The sequence below is a fragment of the Ochrobactrum sp. PL_is501 genome (genome assembly GCF_055816895.1).
The window spans coordinates 1-20,227 of record NZ_JBVPGR010000032.1 but is presented as its reverse complement, the minus strand read 5'-3'; the positions used below and the strand labels follow the sequence as shown (position 1 = coordinate 20,227).

Here is a 20,227-nt window from a genome sequence, read left to right as displayed (position 1 = left end):
AATGAACGAGAGAACCGCTAGCGATTTTCCCGATTTCGGGCTGACCCCGGCGCAGCGGCGCGAGGCTGTCCTCGGCCATTATTACGAATATCCCGGCATGGACGGTCCGCGCGGTGAAATCTGGTGCTACACCGACGCCTATTCCTACCTGCCGGGCGCGACCGTCCATTTGCAGGTGAGTGCGACCGCCTCGCGTTTCGATATCGAGATCGTGCGGGACGGGGCGGTGGAAACGCCAGTCTTCGCCAAGCGCGGGATAGATTGCAAATGGCAGGAAACACCGGCGCAATGTTCGGTTGTCGGCTGCGGATGGGAAACGACGTTTGCCTTCAGGACGGATGAGAACTGGCCTTCCGGCGCTTATCGCATCACGCTGAAAGCGCATGGCAATGACGGAGAGCCAATCCACTGCCATCACCTGTTCATCCTGCGTCCTGCGGCGGGCCGCAAGCCGGGCCGTATCCTGCAAATCGCGGCAACCGGCACATGGACCGCCTATAATACCTGGGGCGGTTCCAACCATTATCAGGGCATTACCGGGCCAAATGGCGATCAATATGCGACGACGGTGAGCATCGAGCGCCCGTTCTGTCGCGGCTTCGCGCTGCTGCCGTCTGATGCGCCTCGTGTTCCGCTGGAATTTGTAACGCCGCCTGCGGCTCCGCCGCGCTATCCGCATATGGAATGGGCCTATGCCAATGGCTATTCCAAGAAATATGCGTCTTCCGGCTGGGCAAGCTATGACAGCCTGTTCTTCCGCTGGGCCGAGCGGGAAGGCTATGCGGTCGATCTCGCCAGCCAGCACGAATTGCATTTCTCGCCGGAAATCCTCGACGGTTATGACTGCGTGGTTTTTGTCGGTCACGACGAATATTGGACATGGGAGATGCGCGATGCCGTCGACAATTATGTCGATGGCGGCGGTCGTGCGGCACGTTTTGCCGGCAACTTCATGTGGCAGACCCGGCTTGAGGATAATGGCAAGCGGCAGACCTGCTACAAATATCGCGCCCGCGCAGAAGACCCGGTCTATCGCTCTGCCGATCCGCGCCGCACCAGCGGCTGCTGGGAAGCGAAAGAAACCGGGCGGCCCGCAGCGGAGACATTCGGCCTCAACGCATTGCGCGGGCTATATGTCGGCTGGGGCGGTTGCGCCCCGCGCGGCGTGCGCGGTTTCCCTGTCTATCGCCCCGAACACTGGGCCTTTGCTGGCACCGGCATCTATTACGGCGATCTTCTCGGCGCGGATGGTCACGCCTTTGGCTACGAAGTCGACGGGCTCGACTATGTGATCCGGGGCGGACTGCCGGAGCCGGAAGAAGGCAGCGGCGCACCGGATGGATTGCAGATATTGGCGCTCGGCATGTCGTCGCTCAAGGAAGAGAGCGCGGATATTCCAGCCGACGACCAGTTCCTTTCCGATGCCGATGCCAAATTCGTGGCCGATACGCTGATCGGCAATGATGGAGATGCAGCCGTCGAAAGCATCAAGCGCGGCTGCGGCATGATCGTCAATTTCCCGCGCGGCAAGGGCGAGGTTTTCCACGCCGGAAGCTGCGAATGGGTGGCGGCCCTCAAGCGCGGCGACCGCATGGTCGAGCGCGTGACCGCCAATGTTCTCAACCAATATCTCAAGCGCTGACAGAGTAACGCCATGCTCAACACAAAAGCACAGAATGAACGCCCGGCATCGCATCTTTTCTACCAGTCGCGCCTGCGCAGGCCGCTGGTGGATCGCGCCGAGGGCATCTACATCTGGGATCAGGACGGACGCCGCGTCATCGACGGGTCGAGCGGCGCGATGGTGGTCAATATCGGCCATGGCAATCGCAACGTGCTCGATGCCATGAAAGAGCAGATGGACCGCGTGACCTTCGCCTATCGCCTGCATTTCGAAAATGAACCGGCGGAAGATCTGGCACGCATGGCCGCAGAGCGGATGCCGGAAGGTCTGGACAGGATTTTCTTCGTTTCCGGCGGTTCGGAAGCGGTCGAATCCTGCATCAAGCTTGCGCGCCAATGGGCGGTCGCGACCGGGCAGGGCAAGCGCTGGAAAGTGATCTCGCGCTTTCCATCCTACCATGGCGGCACGCTTGGCGCGCTCGCCGTCACCGGCTATGCGGCCTTGAGCGAGCCTTTCGCGCCGATCATGCGTGAAATGCCGAAAGTTCCGGCGCCGACCGCCTATCTCGACCGCGACAATCTTTCGATGGAACAGCGCGGCCAGAAATATGCCGACATGCTGGAGGAGAAGATTCAGGAAGAAGGCCCTGAAAGCGTGCTCGCCTTCATCATGGAGCCGATCGGCGGGGCGTCCACAGGCGCGCTTGTCGCGCCCGACAGCTATTATCCGCGCATCCGCGAAATCTGTGATCGGTATGGCATCCTGCTAATCCATGACGAGGTGATGAGCGGCGCAGGACGCACTGGCAAGTTTTTGGGCGGCGACCACTGGAACTGCAAGCCAGACCTGATTGCGCTTTCCAAGGGCTTTGCCTCCGGCTATTGCCCGCTTGGCGCGATGGCGGCACCAGCCCGCATCGTGCAGCCGGTTCTGGACGCGGGCGGCTTCCTGCATGGCTTCACCTATGCCGGTAATCCGCTGGCCTGCGCGGCAGGCAAGGCGGTGTTGCAGGAGATTGATCGTCTTGACCTTGTCGGCAATGCCGCCCGCATGGGCGATGCGCTGAAAGGCGAGCTGGTAGGGCTTGCAAAACGCTTCCCCTTCATCGGCGACGTGCGCGGCAAGGGCCTGCTGCTCGCTGCCGAATTTGTTTCCGATCCTGAAACCATGAAGCCGCTGCCGAAGGAGTTGAACGCCCATCAGCGCATGGTCGATCTCGCCTATGAGCGCGGGCTCATCATCTATTCGCGCCGCACACGCGGCGGCGTCGAGGGCGATCATTTCCTCGTCTGCCCGCCTATGATCGTGAGCCGCGAACAGGTCGGCGAGATCACCGCCATTCTTGGCGACACGCTGGAGGTTCTGGCGCGTGAACTCAATCTACCTGTAAATGCGTGAGGAAGCCGGATCATGACCGACAAGAAGAAGACGCAACGCAAGGTGATCATCACCTGCGCGGTGACAGGCTCCGTGCACACGCCCTCCATGTCGCCGCATCTGCCGGTGACGCCGGACGAGATTGCGAGCGAAGCCATTGCGGCGGCGGAAGCGGGCGCATCCATCCTGCATCTTCACGCCCGCGATCCGCATGACGGCAGGCCGTCCGCCAATCCGGACCTGTTCATGCAGTTCCTGCCGCGCATCAAGCAATCGACATCTGCCGTGGTGAATATTTCCACCGGTGGCTCGTCGCTGATGACGCTGGAAGACCGGCTAGCCGCGCCGCTCAAGGCGCAGCCGGAAATGTGTTCGCTCAATATGGGCTCGATGAACTTCGCGCTGTTCCCGGCACTCGACAAGCCGCGTGAGTGGAAACACGCATGGGAGCCGGAACTGCTGGAAGCCACGCGCCATTCGATCTTCAAGAACACTTTCGCGGATATGGAAGGTATTCTGACCAGTCTCGGGCAGGGCTGCGGCACGCGCTTCGAATTCGAATGCTACGACGTCGGCCATCTCTATTCGCTGGCGCATTTCCGCGACCGGGGGCTGGTATCCGGTCATCTGTTCATCCAGTTCGTCTTCGGCGTGCTGGGCGGCATCGGGGCAGACCCTGACAATCTCATGCATATGAAGCGGATTGCCGACAAGTTGTTCGGGGACGATTATTCCTTCTCCGTGCTGGCCGCAGGGCGGCACCAGATCCCGATGATCACCATGGCGGCCGCCATGGGCGGCAATGTCCGTGTCGGGCTGGAAGACAGCCTTTATGACGGGCGCGGCCAGCTTGCCAAAAGCAATGCCGATCAGGTACGGCGCATCCGAAGCATCCTCGATGGCCTGTCGCTGGACGTTGCGACACCCGACGAGGCACGTGAATATCTGGGTCTCAAAGGCGGAGACAGGGTGGCGTTTTGATGCCGAAAATCGTGTTGGACAACAAAACAGGCGTTACGGTGCGGCTTGGCGAAGCCGCCGATGCCGAATTGATCCACGAGGCGATCCGCATCATGGGCGAAGGGCTTGGCGCTGCCGACAGAATCTCCAGCACGGTCGAGGATTTTCGCCGCTACGGCTTCGGCCCCTACGCTGCTTTCACCAGCCTGATCGCCGAGGTAGACGGGGCATTTGCCGGGCTTGCCCTGTTCTTCCCCATCTTCTCGACATGGTTCGGCAAGCCCGGCGTCTATGTGCAGGACCTCTATGTCGATGAAGCCTTTCGCGGCAACGGGATCGGCGAAGTGCTTCTGCGCCATGTCGCCTCCTGGTCGATGGCGCGGGGCGGCGTCTATCTGCGGCTGGCTGTCGACCGCGACAATATCGCAGCGCAGAGATTTTATGAGCGGCTCGGTATCGGCTGGATCGAATCCGACCGCGATCACGGCGCCTATGGCGAGGATTTCACCCGCCTGGCCCGCATCAATCAAAGCAGGGAGCAGTCATGAAAGCCTTTTACGCCGTCGAGCAGAAGCGTCACGACCCGAAAGCCTTTCTTTCCAGCGGCGCGCCGCAGCCGAACCCCGAACAGCCGGAGCGTGTCGAGCGCCTGCTGGCTGGTGCGAAGGCCGCAGGCTGCGAGATCATCCGCCCGCAAAATCACGGCCTTGGCCCGATTGCAGCCGTGCATACGCCGGAATACCTGGAATTTCTTCAGCACATCCATGCCCGCTGGCGGCGCATCGAGGAGGCGTCGGAAGAGGTGATCCCGAACATCCATCCGCTGGCGCGTGATGGCCGCTATCCGGCGTCTGCCGTGGGGCAGGTCGGCTATCACATGGCCGATACGGCCTGCCCGATTGCTGAACATACTTGGGAAAGCGTGTGCTGGAGTGCGTGGAGCGCAGTCGATGCCGCCGATGCGGTGCTGGGCGGCGAGGTTGCGGCCTATGCGCTTTGCCGCCCGCCGGGGCATCACGCCTTTGCCGATGTGGCGGGCGGCTTCTGCTTCGTCAACAATTCGGCGGTCGCGGCAGAGCGCCTGCGCTCAAAGGCCCAGCGCGTAGCGATCCTCGACGTCGATCTTCATCACGGCAACGGCACGCAAGGCATTTTCTATTCTCGCCCCGACGTGCTGACCGTCTCCATCCATGCCGATCCCGTGCGTTTCTATCCATTCTTCTGGGGCCACGCCGACGAACGCGGAGAAGGGGCGGGGCTTGGCTACAATCTCAACCTGCCGCTGCCGCGCAAATCGGGCGACGCCGAATTCCTCGCCTCGCTCGACACGGCCTTCCGCCGCATCGAAGCCTTCGCGCCCGATGCGATTGTGGTCGCGCTCGGCCTCGACCCGTTTGAGGGCGACCCGTTCGGCGGGTTGTCGGTCACGACCGGCGGTTTCGGACGCATCGCCGAAGCAATCGCAAAGCTTCGACTGCCGACCGTCATCGTGCAGGAAGGCGGCTATCTGTGCGATGCACTCGGCGATAATCTCACAGCCTTCCTCGGTGGTTATCAGTCGGTGGCGCGATGAGCGGCCTCGGTACCTTTGTCGGCGTCGCGCATCCGTGGATGTGCGATGTCATGGGGCATATGAATGTCCGGCATTATGCGGCAATGTTCGACGATGCGAGCTTTCAGCTTTTGGGTCACATTGCAGGAAAAATTCCCGATGACGCATTTGGCTGGGCGGATGTACGCTCGACAACCGAATATAAGCGGGAAGTGCCCGCCGGAGACCTGCTGACGATCCGTTCGCAAGTGTTGAAAGTCGGGCGCTCATCAATCACCTTTCGCCAGACGATGTTGGGTTCGCTCGACGGTGAACTGCGTGCGGTCAATGAGGTAACGTCTGTCTGTTTCGACAAGATTGCGCGGCGCTCGTCCGAACTTGCGCCCGACATGCGCATCAGGGCCGAAAAGCTGCTTGCAGATCATCCCGCGTGCTGACATGAAAAATGCAGCACGCTTTTCGTGCAGTCGCATTCAAGGTCGCGCAACAGGCCATCCTTGAGGCCGTAAATCCAGCCGTGCACGACGATATCCTTGTTCTGTTTCCAGGCCGATTGCAGAACCGGCGTGCGCGACAGGCTTTCCACCTGCGAGGCGACGGTCAGCTCGCAAAGCCGGTTCAGGCGCTCTTCGGGGTCGGTAAAGCGGTCCAGCTCCTGTTCATGGGCCTGCGCGATATCGCGCACCGGCTGCAACCAGTTGTCGATGATGCCGTGGCCATATCCGGCCATGGCGGCGCGCACGCCGCCGCATCCATAATGACCGCAGACGATGATGTGCCTGATCTCCAGCACCTCGACCGCAAATTCAAGCACCGACAGCAGGTTGAGATCGGCGCGGTGGACGAGGTTGGCGACATTGCGGTGCACGAACACTTCGCCCGGCTGCAATCCGGTGACGACATTGGCCGGGACACGGCTGTCGGAACAGCCAATCCAGAGATATTCCGGGCGCTGCATGGATGACAGCCGGCTGAAATATTCAGGGTCTTCCCGGCGTTTTTCCGCGGCCCACTGCCGGTTATGTTCGAAAAGGTCTGACAGCATGGAACCCGTCTCATCCGATTGATCGTCATTCTCGGACATAGACGAATATAGAGATGCAGTATTTGATGCCAATCAAGCAGGACCTGCTTCGGCAGTGGAAGGAGCGGACGGATGCCCGCTCCTTCCTGTTTTATTTGGCTGGCTGGCTTTATTCGGCCGGCTTGTCGCGGCGGCCGATGCCAAGCAGCTGATAGAAAACCAGTGCAGCAATGGTCGACGTGGCAATGCCGCCGAGAGCGAATTCGCCGATCTTCAAGGTGAAGTCGCCAGCGCCGAAAATCAGCGCCACGCCAGCGGTGAACAGGTTGCGGGAATCCGCGAAATCCACCTTATTGACGATCCAGATGCGCGCCATGGCAGAAGCGATCAGGCCGAACACCGAAACGGCAAGACCGGCCAGAACCGGAGCCGGGATCGTTTGCAGGATCGCGCCGAATTTTGGCGACATGCCGAGGATCAGCGCCATGACGGCGGCGATAACGAAGATCAGCGTCGAATAGACCTTGGTCATCGCCATGACGCCGATGTTTTCCGCATAGGTGGTGACGCCGGTGCCGCCGCCCGAGCCGGAAATCATGGTCGCGATGCCGTCACCAAGAAAGCCGCGGCCGATGTAGCGGTCCATGCTCTGGCCGGTGATGGAACCAAGCGCCTTGATGTGGCCGAGGTTTTCCGCCACCAGCACGATGGCGACCGGCGCGATGAGGGTGATCGCCTGCCAGTTGAATTCAGGCGTGGTGAAATGCGGCAGGCCGAACCATGCGGCATTGCTGACGGCGGTGAAATCGATGCCCGGCACGATGCCAAGGCCATTGCCGAGGATGAGGACCAGCAGGTAGCCGAACAGCAGCGCAAAGAGCACCGACAGGCGTTTGGTTCCACGCGGCCCATAGGCGGCGATCATGCCCATGCAGAGAACGGTAAGCAGTGCGATGGTGATATGCGTGCCGCTTCCCTTCAACTGGCCGACAGCGACCGGCGCGAGGTTGAGGCCGATGGAAACGCCGATGGCGCCGGTGACGACCGGGGGCATCAGCCGTTCGACCCAACCTGTGCCGATGGCCATGACCACAAGGCCGATAAGCGCATAAAGCGCGCCGCAGGCGATGATGCCGCCAAGCGCGATTGCGATATTGGGATTGGGGCCGGAGCCGCCATAGCCCGTCGCGGCGATGACGACTGCGATGAATGCGAAGGATGAACCGAGATAGCTCGGCACACGGCCTGCCGTCAGCAGGAAGAACAGAAGCGTGCCGATGCCGGAAAAGAAGACGGCCACATTGGGATCGAAACCCATCAGCAATGGCGCGACGATGGTCGAGCCGGACATGGCAAGAAGATGCTGCACGCCCATTGGAATGGCGGCGGAGGCCGGAAGGCGCTCGTCGGGAAGCACGACGGCGTTTGATGTCAAACGCCAACTTGGAAAATAGCCCATAATGTCCCTCTGGAAAATATTATCCATTTGTTTTTTACGCGCATCTTTTCCGAAAACCGCTTCGCACTTTTCGGGACGCGCTATTGCCTTTATCGCCTCGCGGCAGCGATTTCCAGAGGGCGTTGACCTATCCGTGAAGCGAACTGTTGATGAGCCGCCTCAATTCCATTCAATCGGCCACAGTCACGCGGCCCTTATCATCCGTCACCTTTCCGATGATGCTTGCAGAGGGATAACCGGCGGCGCGGATGCTGCCCAGAAGCCTTTCAGCTTCCTCCGGCGCGCAGGATACGAGAAGGCCGCCGGATGTCTGCGGGTCGGTCAGTAATTGCTGTTTCCAGAGCGGATAGTCACCGGGGAGCCGCACATCATGGCCGTAGCTTGCCCAATTTCGGGTGGAGGCTCCGGTGACGAAACCACCCTGCGCCAGATGTTCAGCCTGATGGAGAAAGGGCAGGGCGGCATAGTCCAGCGCAATGCCTGCATTCGAGCCGCGCGCCATTTCCAGCGCATGGCCGAGGATGCCGAAGCCGGTCACATCGGTGACGGCGTGGACGGCGTCATCCTTGCCGAGTTCGGCGCCAACCCGGTTCAGGAGCGTGACCGACGCCATCATTTCTTCATAACCGGCGCGGTCGAGTGCCTGCTTCTTGAAGGCGGCGGAATAGATGCCGACGCCGATCCCCTTGGTCAGGATCAGCCTGTCGCCGGGACGTGCGCCGCTGTTCTTGCGCAGGTTCGAAAGCTTGCAGGTGCCGATGACCGCCAGTCCGTAGATCGGTTCCGGTGCGTCGATGGAATGCCCGCCCGCGACCGGAATGCCCGCTTCAGCGCAGATGCTGGAGCCGCCTTTCAGGATTTCGCGGATCATTTCGGCGGGCATCTTGTTCACCGGCATGCCGAGGATCGCCAGCGCCATGATCGGTGTTCCGCCCATGGCGTAGACGTCGGATATCGCATTGGTGGCCGCGATGCGTCCGAAATCGAACGGATCGTCCACCATCGGCATGAAGAAATCCGTGGTGGCGATCACGCAGTTTTCGTCGTCAAGCTGCCAGACGGCGGCATCGTCGCCGGTTTCCGTGCCAACCAGAAGTTGGCTGAAAGGCTGCATGACCGGCTGGTCCGACAGCAGATCCTGCAAAACGGCTGGAGCGAGCTTGCAGCCGCAGCCGCCGCCATGGGCGAGCGTGCTGAGACGAATAGGCGATGCAATATCCATGATACCCTCGGAATTATACGGTTATCTCGCGCGCGGTCATCGCGTAGCGGAAACTGTCCGCATCGAGGCAGTCCAACCGGGCACTTGCGACTTCGGCCTGCGGATACATGAGGAAGCCGAGTTCGGGTCCTTGAGCAGACGGCAAGGCGATATCGCTGCCATCATTGAAGGCGATCCAGTTGCCCTCCCATGAACCGAACAGCTTCTGCCGCACGGCGACGACGCGCGGATCGTCGGCACCAAGCCCGTCCTTTTCCTCTTCCAGCATCACCTTGCGTACATCCGCCGGATCGGTCGCCACCCAGCCGATGCCGTCGAGGTAAATTTCGGCGCGGCAGTGCTGGGCCTTGGTGATGACTTCGTTCTTCGCGCCGAGGCTCTTGTAGCCGAAGGCGGAAGGCGCAACGCGCACGCCATAAAGGTCGCGAGCCGGGATTCCCGCTGCCCGGACGAGGGCCACGAACAGCGGATTGATGTCGGCGCATTTGCCGCCGAGATCGCCGCTGTCGAGCATGGCGACGATATTGCCGTCACCGCAGCCGCGGGTCGCGGCGCGCCTGTAGGTGTTGGCGACGACCCAATCATAGATCCGGCGGGCCTTCTCCTGATCGTTGTCCGCACCCGCGACGATCTTGTCAGCGGTTTGCTTGACGATGCCATCGACCGGCGCAAGGCGCGTCCCGGCCAGATAGCGGTCACGTTCGGCACGGGTCAGCGGCACGGCCTTCGCCGAGGTATCGAGGTTGCTTGCGCGGTCGCGGGTGGCGATGAGGCTGATGATTTCGGCCTGCGGGTTTTCTTCGCCGCCATCCCATTCGAGATAAAGCAGGCCGGTGCCGCTCGCCGGATCGCGGTCGAGCCGTGCGACCTTCGCATTGGTCGTCCAGCGATTGCCCTCCGGGCGGTTCCAGTCATCGGCATTGAACCCTGCCAGCGGAACCCAGACACGAATGACCTCCTTTGAAGCGGCAGGCGTGATGCTGGTGGTGATCTCGAAGCTGCGCCAGTCCGAAGGCCGCGGCGCGAACATGTTGGAGGCCGCAGATGCAAAACTTGGCAGCATGCTGAAAGCGGCGCAGGCCGCACCGGATTTGAGAAGTTCCCGACGGTTCATGACGATCCCCTTTTATGCTTTGAATTGCTCTTGTTGCGTTGGCGCGAGAAAAATCGCTTCGCGGCCTCCAGGCCGGAAAGTGTCGAACATGCAATGATTTCAGGAAATCCGGATGCGGCTTTGCCCGGTTGGAAACTGCCTGAACCGAGGGCCAAATCAACCCGTCGCATCGGAGCAAGGAAGCCGAGGCGAGGCAGGAGCTGCTCAAAATTCAGGCCCCGAAACTCGGGAGCAACAAAAGAAGCCACCTTGTCAGTCTGGCGTTTTTACACGGTAACGTCAATCAGCCATCAGATTTTCAAGTCAATCCTGTGAAACGATTGATGTATTAATACATGACAGTGAAATTCATGTTATTGATAAATAGGTCTTATTGTTAATTAAATTAACCTGCCGTTCGGTTGACAACTTGGGTTTATTGCGGTGAACTGTTGTCAGGCAAGTCCAATTTAAGGAAGAATGTGCTTTGGCATTTCTTCCGAGGGTCAGGGAGGTGCAGCGCAATGAATGTGGAGCTCTCACGCCGCCAGTTTCTGGGCGGAACGGGGGCGGTGGTGGCGGCTTCGGCGCTTGGGTCCTTCGGTTTCGGTGCGGTGGAAAGCGCCTATGCCGAATCCATTCGTCCCTTCAAGCTGACCAATACGACCGAAACCCGGAACACCTGCCCCTATTGCTCGGTCGCCTGCGGCGTCATCCTTTATTCCAAGGGCGATGTGCGCAAGGGCGAGAAGGCAGAACTGATCCATGTCGAAGGCGATACGGATCACCCCACCAATCGCGGCACGCTTTGCCCGAAGGGTGCGGCGCTGAAGGATTTCGTGAAGGCGGAAACCCGCCTGAAAAATCCGCGGGTGCGCGAGCCGGGCTCGTCCGAATTCAAGCAGATTTCCTGGGAAGATGCCCTCGACCGTATCGCGCGGCATCTGAAGGACGACCGCGACGCCAATTTCATCGCGAAGAACGCGGCGGGCACCACGGTCAACCGCTGGACGTCGACAGGCTTCCTCGCGGCTTCGGCCACCACCAATGAAACGGCGTTCCTCACCTACAAGGTGGTGCGCAGCACAGGCATAGTTGCATTCGATAACCAGGCACGCGTCTGACACGGCCCGACGGTGGCGAGTCTCGCCCCAACATTTGGCCGCGGAGCAATGACCAACTCCTGGACCGATATCAAGAACACCGATCTCGTCGTCGTCATGGGCGGCAATGCGGCGGAAGCGCATCCGTGCGGCTTCAAATGGGTGACGGAGGCCAAGCACCATCGCGGCGCGAAGCTGATCGTCGTCGATCCGCGCTTCACGCGCACGGCGTCGGTCGCGGACTTCTACGCGCCTATCCGGCAAGGCTCGGATATCGCCTTCCTGCTCGGCGTCATCAATTACTGCATCCAGAATGACAAGGTGCAGTGGGATTATGTGAAGCATTTCACCAATGCCAGCTACATCATCAAGGATGGCTTCGAATATAAGGACGGGCTGTTTACCGGCTATGACGAGGAAAAGCGGGATTATGACCGCTCAAGCTGGGACTATGTGATCGGCGACGATGGTTATGCGGTCGTCGACGACACGTTGCAGAACCCGCGCTGCGTGTGGAACCTTTTGAAGCAGCATGTTTCCGTGTTCACGCTGGAAATGGTGGAGCGCATCTGCGGCACGCCGAAGGAGAAATTCCTGAAAGTGGCGCAGATGATGTCCGAATGCTCGGCGCCGGACAAGACGATGACGTCGATGTATGCGCTCGGCTGGACGCAGCATTCCAAGGGATCGCAGAACATTCGCTGCATGGCGATGCTGCAGCTTATCCTTGGCAATATCGGCGTGCGCGGCGGCGGCATGAATGCGCTGCGCGGCCACTCCAACATTCAGGGGCTGACCGATATCGGTCTCATGTCCAACCTCCTGCCGGGCTATATGAATATCCCGGTCGAAAAGGAAACCGATCTCGAGACCTATATGTCGACACGCGGTTTCAAGCCGCTGCGCCCGAACCAGATGAGCTACTGGCAGAACTATCGCAAGTTCTTCGTCAGTTTCCAGAAGGCCATGTGGGGCAATGCGGCGACGGTCGAGAACGACTTTGCCTATGACTGGCTGCCGAAGCTCGACGTGCCGAACTACGACATGCTGCGCATCTTTGACATGATGCATGAAGGCAAGGTCAACGGCTATGTCTGTCAGGGGTTCAATCCGCTGATGGCGGTGCCGAACCGCAAGAAGCTGACCGACGCCTTGTCGAAGCTGAAATTCCTCGTGACCATGGACCCGCTGGAAACGGAAACCTCGCGCTTCTGGGAAAACCACGGCGAATATAACGATGTGGATTCGGCTTCGATCCAGACGGAAGTGTTCCAGCTTCCCTCCACCTGCTTTGCCGAGGATGAGGGTTCGCTCACCAATTCCGGGCGCTGGCTGCAATGGCACTGGCCCGGCGCAACGCCACCCGGCGAGGCGAAGACCGACAACTGGATCATGGCGCAGATTTTCCTGCGGCTGCGGGAGCTTTATCGCAAGGAAGGCGGCGCTTTCCCCGATCCGATCCTCAACGTCACCTGGGATTATGCGGATGAGGGCGAGCCGACGGCGGAAGAGCTGGCCAAGGAACTGAACGGCCGCGCGCTTTCCACGGTGACCGATCCGGCCGATCCTACCAAGGTCGTTGCCGAGGCGGGCAAGCTTCTGTCCGGCTTCGCGGCGCTGCGCGACGACGGTTCGACGGCGTCGGGCTGCTGGATCTATTCCGGCTGCTTCACCGAGGCGGGCAACAATATGGCCCGCCGCGACAATCACGATCCGGATGAGACGGGCGCCTATCTCAACTGGTCGTGGGCATGGCCAGCGAACCGCCGCATTCTCTATAACCGCGCCTCCGCCGATATTGACGGCAAGCCGTGGGACCCGAGCCGCAAGCTCATCGAGTGGGACGGTTCGAAATGGAGCGGCTATGACGTGCCGGACATTGCGCCGACCGCCAAGCCGCAGGAGGTCGGGCCGTTCATCATGAATGCGGAAGGCTCCTCGCGCCTGTTCAGCCGCGGCATGATGCGCGACGGTCCGTTCCCGGCCCATTACGAGCCGTTTGAATCGCCGGTCGCCAATGTGATTGCACCGAAGGTTCGGGGCAATCCGGTGGCGCGTGTCTTCAACGACGACTTCAAGCAGTTCGCGGAAACGGCTTCGGAGGAATTCCCTTACGCCGCAACCTCCTACCGTCTGACGGAGCATTTCCACTACTGGACCAAGCATGTTCATGTGAACGCCGTCCTGCAGCCGGAATTCTTCGTGGAAATTTCGGAGGAGCTGGCGAAGGAAAAGGGCATCGCCAAGGGCGACTGGGTGCGCGTGTGGTCGAAGCGCGGCTCGGTCAAGGCCAAGGCCGTGGTCACCAAGCGCATCAAGCCGCTCATCTGCGACGGCAAGACGGTGCATGTGGTGGGCATCCCGCTCCATTGGGGCTTCATGGGTGCCGCCCGCAAGGGCTTCGGCCCCAATTCGCTGACGCCTTTCGTCGGCGACGCGAATATCGAGACGCCGGAGTTCAAGGCGTTTCTGGTCAATATCGAGCGCTCAAGCGCGCCAGTGGCATAGGAGGGATTAGAGATGTTTCCACCCGTTCCCAATCCCGATGTCACGCCGCAACAGCCGCGTTTCGGTGACAAGGACCTGATCAGGCGGTCGGCGTCGAACGTGACGCCGCCAACTGAGCGCCAGACCGAGGTGGCGAAGCTCATCGACGTGTCGAAATGCATCGGCTGCAAGGCCTGTCAGTCGGCCTGCGCCGAATGGAACGACACGCATGAGGAAGTGGGCGTCAATGTCGGTGTCTATGACAATCCGCACGACCTGACGCCCGATACCTTCACGCTGATGCGCTTTACCGAGTGGGACAATCCCGATACCGGCAATCTGGAATGGCTGATCCGCAAGGATGGCTGCATGCATTGCGAGGACCCCGGCTGTCTCAAGGCCTGCCCGGCGCCGGGCGCAATCGTGCAATATTCCAATGGCATCGTCGATTTCATCCATGAGAACTGCATCGGCTGCGGCTATTGCATCAAGGGCTGTCCGTTCGACATTCCGCGCATCTCGCCGGTGACGAACAAGGCCTATAAATGCACGCTCTGTTCCGACCGCATCGCGGTGGGACAGGGGCCGGCCTGCGCCAAGGCCTGCCCGACACAGGCCATTGTCTATGGCACCAAGGACGAGATGAAGGAATGGGCCGACGGCCGCATCAAGGACCTGAAATCGCGCGGCTTTGAAAATGCCGGGCTTTACGATCCGCCGGGCGTTGGCGGCACGCATGTCATGTATGTGCTGCATCATGCCGACAAGCCTGAAATCTATGCCAACCTGCCGAACAATCCGCGCATCAGCCCGGTTGTCGAGGCGTGGAAGGGCGTGTCCAAATATGCGGGTATGGCGGCAATGGGGCTGGCCGCCGCGGCGGGTCTGTTGCATTATATCTTCAAGGGGCCAAATGTCGTGACGGAGCATGACGAGGAACAGGCCGAAAAGCTCACGGGAGAAAAAAGCTCATGAGCAGGACCGATTTCAAGGATGTTGAACGCGGCGACGGCATAGAGCCCGGCAAGCCGGTCCGGGTGCATCGCTATTCCGGCGGCGCGCGCCTCAACCACTGGATCACCGCCATCAGCCTCGTGCTTCTGGCACTCTCCGGCCTTGCCATGTTTCATCCGTCGCTGTTTTTCCTGTCGGGCCTGTTCGGCGGCGGACAATGGACACGCGCCATCCATCCATGGATTGGCGTTGTCCTGTTCTTCAGTTTCCTCGGGCTTTTCCTGCGCTTCTGGAGCGCCAATCTATGGAAGCGCGAAGACAGCCAATGGCTGGCGCAGGCCAATGACGTGATTGCCGGCAATGAGGAAAAACTGCCCGAAGTCGGCAAATATAATGCCGGTCAGAAACTGGTTTTCTGGTCCATGTCGCTCCTGATTATCATCCTGATCGGTTCCGGCCTGATGATCTGGAACGAATATTTCGGGTCTTATACCAGCATCAACCAGCAGCGATGGGCCTTGTTTGTTCACTCCATGGCGGCGGTGGCGGCAATCTGCGTCTGGATCGTGCATGTCTATGCCGCGATCTGGGTGAAGGGCACCATCCATGCCATGACGAGGGGCACGGTGAGCGGCGGCTGGGCATGGCGGCACCACCGCAAATGGTTGCGCGAACTGGCATCGAAGCAGAAAGTGAAACAGGGCGGCAGCAAGCCTGCCGCCTGAACTTACGCGGTCGTCATTTGAGGGCGACCATATTCAGTGGTCCACGTGGCCCGTTGGGTTCGTGAGGAGTGACATGGCAGGCAAGAAAGATCTGGTGCCGGACCCGACGGTCATCGGCGAAATATCGGCCCCACCCTTCGTGCAATTGCCGGACCCCGGCGCACTTTTCGCCAGACGAGCGGAGCGCCTGCGTCTTCTGGCCTCGGTCAGCCCGCTGAAACCCTATCTGGAATTCATCGCCGATCTGAGCGAGGCGCAGTCAGAAATCGAGGCTGGTCTCGGTCCTGTCGTTGCGCGCCAGGAGAACGTCCGGGGACGCGAGTTCGGCATGCCGTCGATCGATCGTGCGGATGTCCTATCGGACGAGGCGCTCGACACCATCTTCGACCGGCTTTTCGCGCGCGCCGACACAATCGCCAAGCCGCAGGATGCCGCCGATGCGCTGGAGCGTGTGGCGCAAAGCAGCACTGATGAGCGCCGCCGGATGATCGAGGCGCTTTTCGCCGGTGTTCTGCCGCCGCAGGCGATTGCCGAACATATTTATATCTGGGCGGGATTGCAGCTCCATTTCACGCGGCTTGCCTCGGCGCTCGACGCGAAATCGGTAAAGCCGGTCGCCGATGGCGTCTGCCCGTCTTGCGGCAGCATGCCGTCAAGCTCGATGGTCGTCGGCTGGCTCGGTGCGCATGGCGCGCGCTTCTGCTCCTGTTCCGTGTGCAATACGCTCTGGCATTATGTGCGGGTCAAATGCGTGTGCTGCGGTTCCACAAAGGGCATTGGCTACAAGCACGTTGAAGAAGGCGGCGGCATCATCAAGGCCGAAACCTGCGACGAATGCCAAAGCTGGGTCAAGATCATCTACCAGCATCTGTCTGCGGATGCCGATCCGGTGGCCGACGATGTTGCGAGCCTCGGCCTTGATATGCTGATGCGCGAGACGCCTTACAGGCGAGGTGGCTTCTCCCCGCTTCTTGCCGGATTGTGAGGCGGCATGGACCAGATCAAGACGTCACTGCGTCATCTGCCGTCTGTGGACGCCATCCTGCACATGCCCGAACTTGCCGGAGCCTCGGAGAATTTTGGCCACGCATCGCTGACGGAGGCCGTTCGCAAGGTTCTGCACGACGAGCGCGAGGCGGTGAAATCCGGTGCTTCGCTCTCCAGCAATACGCATCTGGCGGAACGGGTTCTCCATCTGCTTGCAGCATCCGGGCAGTCGAGCCTGCGCCCGCTGTTCAACCTGACCGGCACGGTCCTGCACACCAATCTGGGACGCGCTATCCTTGCCGAAGCCGCAATCGAGGCCGCCACGCAAGCGATGCGGCAGGCGGTTTCGCTTGAGTTTGATCTGGTGTCGGGATCGCGTGGCGAGCGCGACGACCATCTGCGCGCGCTTGTCTGCGAACTGACGGGCGCGGAAGACGCAACCGTCGTCAACAACAATGCCGCCGCCGTGCTTCTGGTGCTGAACAGCCTTGCCGCGGGCAAGGAAGCCATTGTGTCGCGTGGCGAACTGATCGAGATCGGCGGCGCGTTCCGCATGCCGGATATCATGACCCGCGCCGGGACGCGGCTTGTCGAAGTCGGCACCACCAACCGCACCCATCCGCGTGATTACGAGAATGCAATCAACCCCGATACCGGCCTTGTGCTGAAGGTCCATACCTCCAATTACCGCATCGAAGGTTTCACGCGGGAAGTCACGGCACCGGAACTGGCGGCAATCGCGCGAGGCAAGGGCGTGCCGCTGGTCAATGATCTTGGCTCCGGCACGCTTGCCGATCTGGCTGCTTTCGGCCTCGCCCATGAGCCGACAGTGCGCGAGGCGGTTGCCGAAGGCGCGGATATCGTCACCTTTTCCGGCGATAAGCTTTTGGGCGGACCGCAGGCGGGGTTCATCGTCGGGCGGCGCGATTTGATTGCCCGCATCAACAAGAACCCGATGAAGCGCGCCTTGCGGGTCGACAAGATCAGGCTGGCGGCCCTGGAAGCGACGCTGAAACTTTATCGCAACCCGGAACGGCTTTCCGAAAAGCTGCCGACCATCCGCTATCTCGCGCGCCCGCAGTCGGAAATCGCCGCGCAGGCGGCGAGGCTCAAGCCGCAGCTTGAAAAAGCGCTTGGCCCGGCTTTCATCGTGGCGGTGACGGATTGCGCCAGCCAGATCGGCTCCGGCGCATTGCCGCTTTCAACGGTTCCAAGCGCCGGATTGTCGATTGTGCCGAAGGATGGCAGCGGCACGGCGCTGACAGCGCTTGCCAGTTCATTGCGCGCTTTGCCTCTGCCCGTCATCGGGCGGATCGAAAAGGGTGCCTTCGTGCTCGATCTGCGCTGCCTTGAGGATGAAGACGGCTTTCTGCACAATCTGTCGTCTCTTGCGGTGCGCCGCTCATGATCGTCGGAACGGCGGGACATATCGATCATGGCAAGACCGCGCTGGTGCGGGCGCTGACCAAGGTCGATACGGATCGGCTGAAAGAAGAAAAAGAACGTGGAATTTCCATCGATCTCGGCTTTGCTTATCTGCCTCTCTCCGGCGATGAAAAGCATACTCTCGGCTTTGTCGACGTGCCGGGGCATGAAAAATTCGTGCATACGATGCTTGCCGGGGCGGCGAGCATCGATTTCGTCATGCTGGTTGTCGCCGCCGATGATGGGATCATGCCGCAAACGCGGGAACATCTGGCAATCGTCAACCTGCTCGGCATCCGGCGCGGCGTCGCCGTCATCACCAAATCCGATCTTGCCGAGCCGGAACGCCTCGTAGAAGTCGAAAGCGCCATCCGCAATGAACTGGCGCTGACGGGACTGGCCGATATTCCTGTTCTGGCGGTCTCCACTGTTTCCGGGGCCGGGATCGACGAACTCAGAACCTTGCTGGAAAATGAAGCGCATGCATTCGGCGGGCGCCGGGCCTCGGGACGTTTTCGTCTTGCGGTGGATCGTTCCTTTACGCTCAAGGGCGCTGGAACCGTGGTCACCGGCACGGTGCTTTCCGGCAAGGTCGCCACCGGCGACCATCTTCTCATCAGCCCGTCCGGCAGGGAAGCGCGTGTCCGCACCATCCATGCGCAGAACAGGCCGAGCGAAACTGCTGAGGCGGGTGATCGCTGCGCGCTCAATCTGGCGGGCGAGGGCATATCGAAAGAGGCAGTGCATCGGGGCGACATGCTGTTGTCGCCCGGCCTTCACCGCCCGGCGGACCGCATCGATGCATCGCTGCAAATCCTGCCTTCGGAGAAAAAGCCGGTCGGCCAGTGGTTCCCGGTTCGCCTGCATCATGCCGCAGCCGAGGTCGGGGCGCGCATCGTGCTTCTGCGGGATGAGGAGCTGCGGCCCGGCGCGGAAGACCGGGTGCAACTGGTGCTGGATCGCCCCATCGCGGCGGCGGCAGGAGACCGTTTCGTCATCCGGGATGTTTCTGCACAACGCACCATCGGCGGCGGTCGTTTTCTGGATTTGCGCCCGCCGCAGCGCAAGCGCCGCAGCCCGGAGCGCATGGCTCAACTCGACGCTCATTCCATCGATGATCCCGTGCAGGCGGCGCGGGCGCTGCTGTCTGCCGAACCTTATTATCTTGATGCGGCGGCATTCCTGCGCGACCGCGCCTTGGCCGACGATCCGCAACGTCTGGCGCAAGCGCTCGATGCCGTGATGCTGCCGCAGCCGAATTCCGTGCTCCTGCTGTTGCCGGAGCGGTGGAATGCGCTACGTGAGGATATTCTGGCGCGCCTTGGCATTTTTCATGCGGAAAATCCGGACCTGATCGGCATGGGTGTCGAACGGCTGCGCCTGTTGTTGAAACCGCGCCTGCCCACACCGGCTTTTCGCGCCGCCATTGCCGCGCTGGTCGAGGCCGACCTTTTGAGACTGGACGGTGCGTGGCTGCGCCTCCGCGATCATGAAGTGACGATGAGCGATGCCGACGAGGCGCTCTGGCAGCGCATCGCGCCGCTGCTTGGCGGCGCCGCCCGTTTCCGTCCGCCGCGCGTGCGCGATATTGCGGGACTTCTGGACGAAAGGGAGGAAGATATTCGCCGCCTGCTCAAGCTCGCCGGGCGCATGGGTCGGGTGCATGAAGTGGCGCACGACCATTTTTTCCTGCGGGCGACGATCGCCGAAATGATTGGCATATTGTCGGATATGGATGCGGCCTTCGACAGCGGCTGGTTCATCGCGGCGCGCTTTCGTGACCGGGTCGATAGCGGCCGCAAGGTGGCAATCCAGATATTGGAGTTTTTCGACCGCAACAGCGTCACGATAAGGCGTGGGGACATGCGCCGCCTTAACCGCCGCAAGCTGGACTTGTTCGGCGATTTCGCTCAAGGGGGATAATGTCGTGAGCGTCACAGCAGCGCAACGCAGAGGGTCTCTGCTATCGAATAGTTGGGTAACGGAGCATCCGACGTCTTATGTCGGCTGACAACTTCATAGAGAGCTCTCACGTTATTAATAAGGCGTTTCCTGTGGCTTCTATTTGATCACTTGCAGAAATATGAGATTCACTGTTGATTGCCACTGAGAACTGCCCCGTCGTTTCCACTGAGAACTGCCCCGCCTGTTAGGTATGCTTCGGGTCTGCGGCCATGGTCAAGTTCTTCGTTTTCTCCTTTGTCGTTTTAGTGTCGTGCGCAGAGCTGTTCTTGA

The 20,227-nt window shown here is 60.8% G+C and carries 16 protein-coding genes; 12 read left to right on the top strand and 4 right to left on the bottom strand.

Annotated elements, in window-relative coordinates; genetic code table 11:
* The first annotated feature begins 1 nt into the window (after position 1).
* Genes AC0TOF_RS07175 through AC0TOF_RS07150 form a run of 6 tightly spaced genes read left to right on the top strand, consistent with a single transcriptional unit; the run spans position 2 to position 5,950 of the window.
* Positions 2-1,642 (top strand): N,N-dimethylformamidase beta subunit family domain-containing protein, encoded by a 1,641-nt coding sequence (locus AC0TOF_RS07175; RefSeq protein ID WP_473767690.1) that lies wholly within the window; start codon positions 2-4, stop codon positions 1,640-1,642.
* A gap of 12 nt (positions 1,643-1,654) precedes the next feature.
* A complete protein-coding gene (locus AC0TOF_RS07170; protein ID WP_473767689.1) occupies positions 1,655-3,022 on the top strand; it encodes an aminotransferase family protein in 1,368 nt (455 codons plus the stop codon).
* A gap of 12 nt (positions 3,023-3,034) precedes the next feature.
* Positions 3,035-3,982, top strand: a complete 948-nt coding sequence (kce, locus tag AC0TOF_RS07165; protein WP_122001208.1) for a 3,5-dioxohexanoate:acetyl-CoA acetone transferase — start codon at positions 3,035-3,037, stop codon at positions 3,980-3,982.
* Entirely contained in the window at positions 3,982-4,509 is a 528-nt protein-coding gene (locus AC0TOF_RS07160; RefSeq protein ID WP_473767688.1) for a GNAT family N-acetyltransferase, read from the top strand. The genes kce and AC0TOF_RS07160 overlap by 1 nt, the downstream gene beginning before the upstream one ends.
* Entirely contained in the window at positions 4,506-5,534 is a 1,029-nt protein-coding gene (locus tag AC0TOF_RS07155; RefSeq protein WP_122001206.1) for a histone deacetylase family protein, read from the top strand. Before AC0TOF_RS07160 ends, AC0TOF_RS07155 begins: the two co-directional genes overlap by 4 nt.
* Positions 5,531-5,950 carry an acyl-CoA thioesterase gene (locus AC0TOF_RS07150; RefSeq protein ID WP_473767687.1) on the top strand — a complete coding sequence of 140 codons (420 nt, stop codon included), beginning with the start codon at positions 5,531-5,533 and terminating at the stop codon, positions 5,948-5,950. Before AC0TOF_RS07155 ends, AC0TOF_RS07150 begins: the two co-directional genes overlap by 4 nt.
* Here the strand turns inward: AC0TOF_RS07150 and can are convergent.
* The 4 genes from can to AC0TOF_RS07130 form a co-directional block, all read right to left on the bottom strand.
* Entirely contained in the window at positions 5,935-6,558 is a 624-nt protein-coding gene (can, locus tag AC0TOF_RS07145; protein WP_473767686.1) for a carbonate dehydratase, read from the bottom strand. The genes AC0TOF_RS07150 and can overlap by 16 nt on opposite strands.
* A 148-nt stretch (positions 6,559-6,706) precedes the next feature.
* Positions 6,707-7,996 (bottom strand): solute carrier family 23 protein, encoded by a 1,290-nt coding sequence (locus tag AC0TOF_RS07140; RefSeq protein WP_473767685.1) that lies wholly within the window; start codon positions 7,994-7,996, stop codon positions 6,707-6,709.
* Between the two features lie 169 nt (positions 7,997-8,165).
* On the bottom strand, positions 8,166-9,218 hold the full coding sequence (gene selD, locus AC0TOF_RS07135; protein WP_473767684.1) for a selenide, water dikinase SelD: 1,053 nt from the start codon (positions 9,216-9,218) through the stop codon (positions 8,166-8,168).
* Positions 9,219-9,231: 13 nt separating this feature from the next.
* Positions 9,232-10,332: a transglutaminase-like domain-containing protein gene (locus AC0TOF_RS07130; protein WP_473767683.1), complete on the bottom strand. Its 1,101-nt coding sequence runs from the start codon at positions 10,330-10,332 to the stop codon at positions 9,232-9,234.
* Between the two features lie 503 nt (positions 10,333-10,835).
* On the opposite strand from AC0TOF_RS07130, the gene fdnG reads away from it, so the two are divergent.
* The 6 genes from fdnG (at position 10,836) to selB (ending at position 19,915) form a co-directional block, all read left to right on the top strand.
* Complete coding sequence (fdnG, locus tag AC0TOF_RS07125; RefSeq protein ID WP_473767682.1) at positions 10,836-13,922, top strand: formate dehydrogenase-N subunit alpha; 3,087 nt, start codon at positions 10,836-10,838, stop codon at positions 13,920-13,922.
* A 12-nt stretch (positions 13,923-13,934) separates the two neighbouring features.
* The gene (gene fdxH, locus AC0TOF_RS07120; protein ID WP_473767681.1) at positions 13,935-14,876 is read left to right on the top strand and encodes a formate dehydrogenase subunit beta; all 942 of its coding nucleotides are present in this window, start codon (positions 13,935-13,937) and stop codon (positions 14,874-14,876) included.
* Positions 14,873-15,580, top strand: coding sequence for a formate dehydrogenase subunit gamma (locus tag AC0TOF_RS07115; protein ID WP_473767680.1), 708 nt, complete (start codon positions 14,873-14,875; stop codon positions 15,578-15,580). Before fdxH ends, AC0TOF_RS07115 begins: the two co-directional genes overlap by 4 nt.
* 73 nt (positions 15,581-15,653) lie before the next feature.
* Positions 15,654-16,565 (top strand): formate dehydrogenase accessory protein FdhE, encoded by a 912-nt coding sequence (fdhE, locus tag AC0TOF_RS07110; RefSeq protein ID WP_473767679.1) that lies wholly within the window; start codon positions 15,654-15,656, stop codon positions 16,563-16,565.
* A gap of 6 nt (positions 16,566-16,571) precedes the next feature.
* Positions 16,572-17,975 (top strand): L-seryl-tRNA(Sec) selenium transferase, encoded by a 1,404-nt coding sequence (gene selA, locus AC0TOF_RS07105; protein ID WP_473767678.1) that lies wholly within the window; start codon positions 16,572-16,574, stop codon positions 17,973-17,975.
* Positions 17,972-19,915: a selenocysteine-specific translation elongation factor gene (selB, locus tag AC0TOF_RS07100; RefSeq protein WP_473767677.1), complete on the top strand. Its 1,944-nt coding sequence runs from the start codon at positions 17,972-17,974 to the stop codon at positions 19,913-19,915. The genes selA and selB overlap by 4 nt, the downstream gene beginning before the upstream one ends.
* Positions 19,916-20,227 lie beyond the last annotated feature (312 nt).

Excerpts from the sequence above, each read along its gene's own strand:
- AC0TOF_RS07130 (WP_473767683.1), bottom strand. The coding sequence starts at position 10,332 with ATGAACCGTCGGGAACTTCTCAAATCCGGTGCGGCCTGCGCCGCTTTC.
- AC0TOF_RS07140 (WP_473767685.1), bottom strand. The coding sequence starts at position 7,996 with ATGGGCTATTTTCCAAGTTGGCGTTTGACATCAAACGCCGTCGTGCTT.
- AC0TOF_RS07175 (WP_473767690.1), top strand. The coding sequence starts at position 2 with ATGAACGAGAGAACCGCTAGCGATTTTCCCGATTTCGGGCTGACCCCG.
- selB (WP_473767677.1), top strand. The coding sequence starts at position 17,972 with ATGATCGTCGGAACGGCGGGACATATCGATCATGGCAAGACCGCGCTG.
- AC0TOF_RS07115 (WP_473767680.1), top strand. The coding sequence starts at position 14,873 with ATGAGCAGGACCGATTTCAAGGATGTTGAACGCGGCGACGGCATAGAG.
- AC0TOF_RS07160 (WP_473767688.1), top strand. The coding sequence starts at position 3,982 with ATGCCGAAAATCGTGTTGGACAACAAAACAGGCGTTACGGTGCGGCTT.
- selD (WP_473767684.1), bottom strand. The coding sequence starts at position 9,218 with ATGGATATTGCATCGCCTATTCGTCTCAGCACGCTCGCCCATGGCGGC.
- fdxH (WP_473767681.1), top strand. The coding sequence starts at position 13,935 with ATGTTTCCACCCGTTCCCAATCCCGATGTCACGCCGCAACAGCCGCGT.
- selA (WP_473767678.1), top strand. The coding sequence starts at position 16,572 with ATGGACCAGATCAAGACGTCACTGCGTCATCTGCCGTCTGTGGACGCC.
- AC0TOF_RS07170 (WP_473767689.1), top strand. The coding sequence starts at position 1,655 with ATGCTCAACACAAAAGCACAGAATGAACGCCCGGCATCGCATCTTTTC.
- AC0TOF_RS07150 (WP_473767687.1), top strand. The coding sequence starts at position 5,531 with ATGAGCGGCCTCGGTACCTTTGTCGGCGTCGCGCATCCGTGGATGTGC.
- AC0TOF_RS07155 (WP_122001206.1), top strand. The coding sequence starts at position 4,506 with ATGAAAGCCTTTTACGCCGTCGAGCAGAAGCGTCACGACCCGAAAGCC.
- fdhE (WP_473767679.1), top strand. The coding sequence starts at position 15,654 with ATGGCAGGCAAGAAAGATCTGGTGCCGGACCCGACGGTCATCGGCGAA.
- kce (WP_122001208.1), top strand. The coding sequence starts at position 3,035 with ATGACCGACAAGAAGAAGACGCAACGCAAGGTGATCATCACCTGCGCG.
- can (WP_473767686.1), bottom strand. The coding sequence starts at position 6,558 with ATGCTGTCAGACCTTTTCGAACATAACCGGCAGTGGGCCGCGGAAAAA.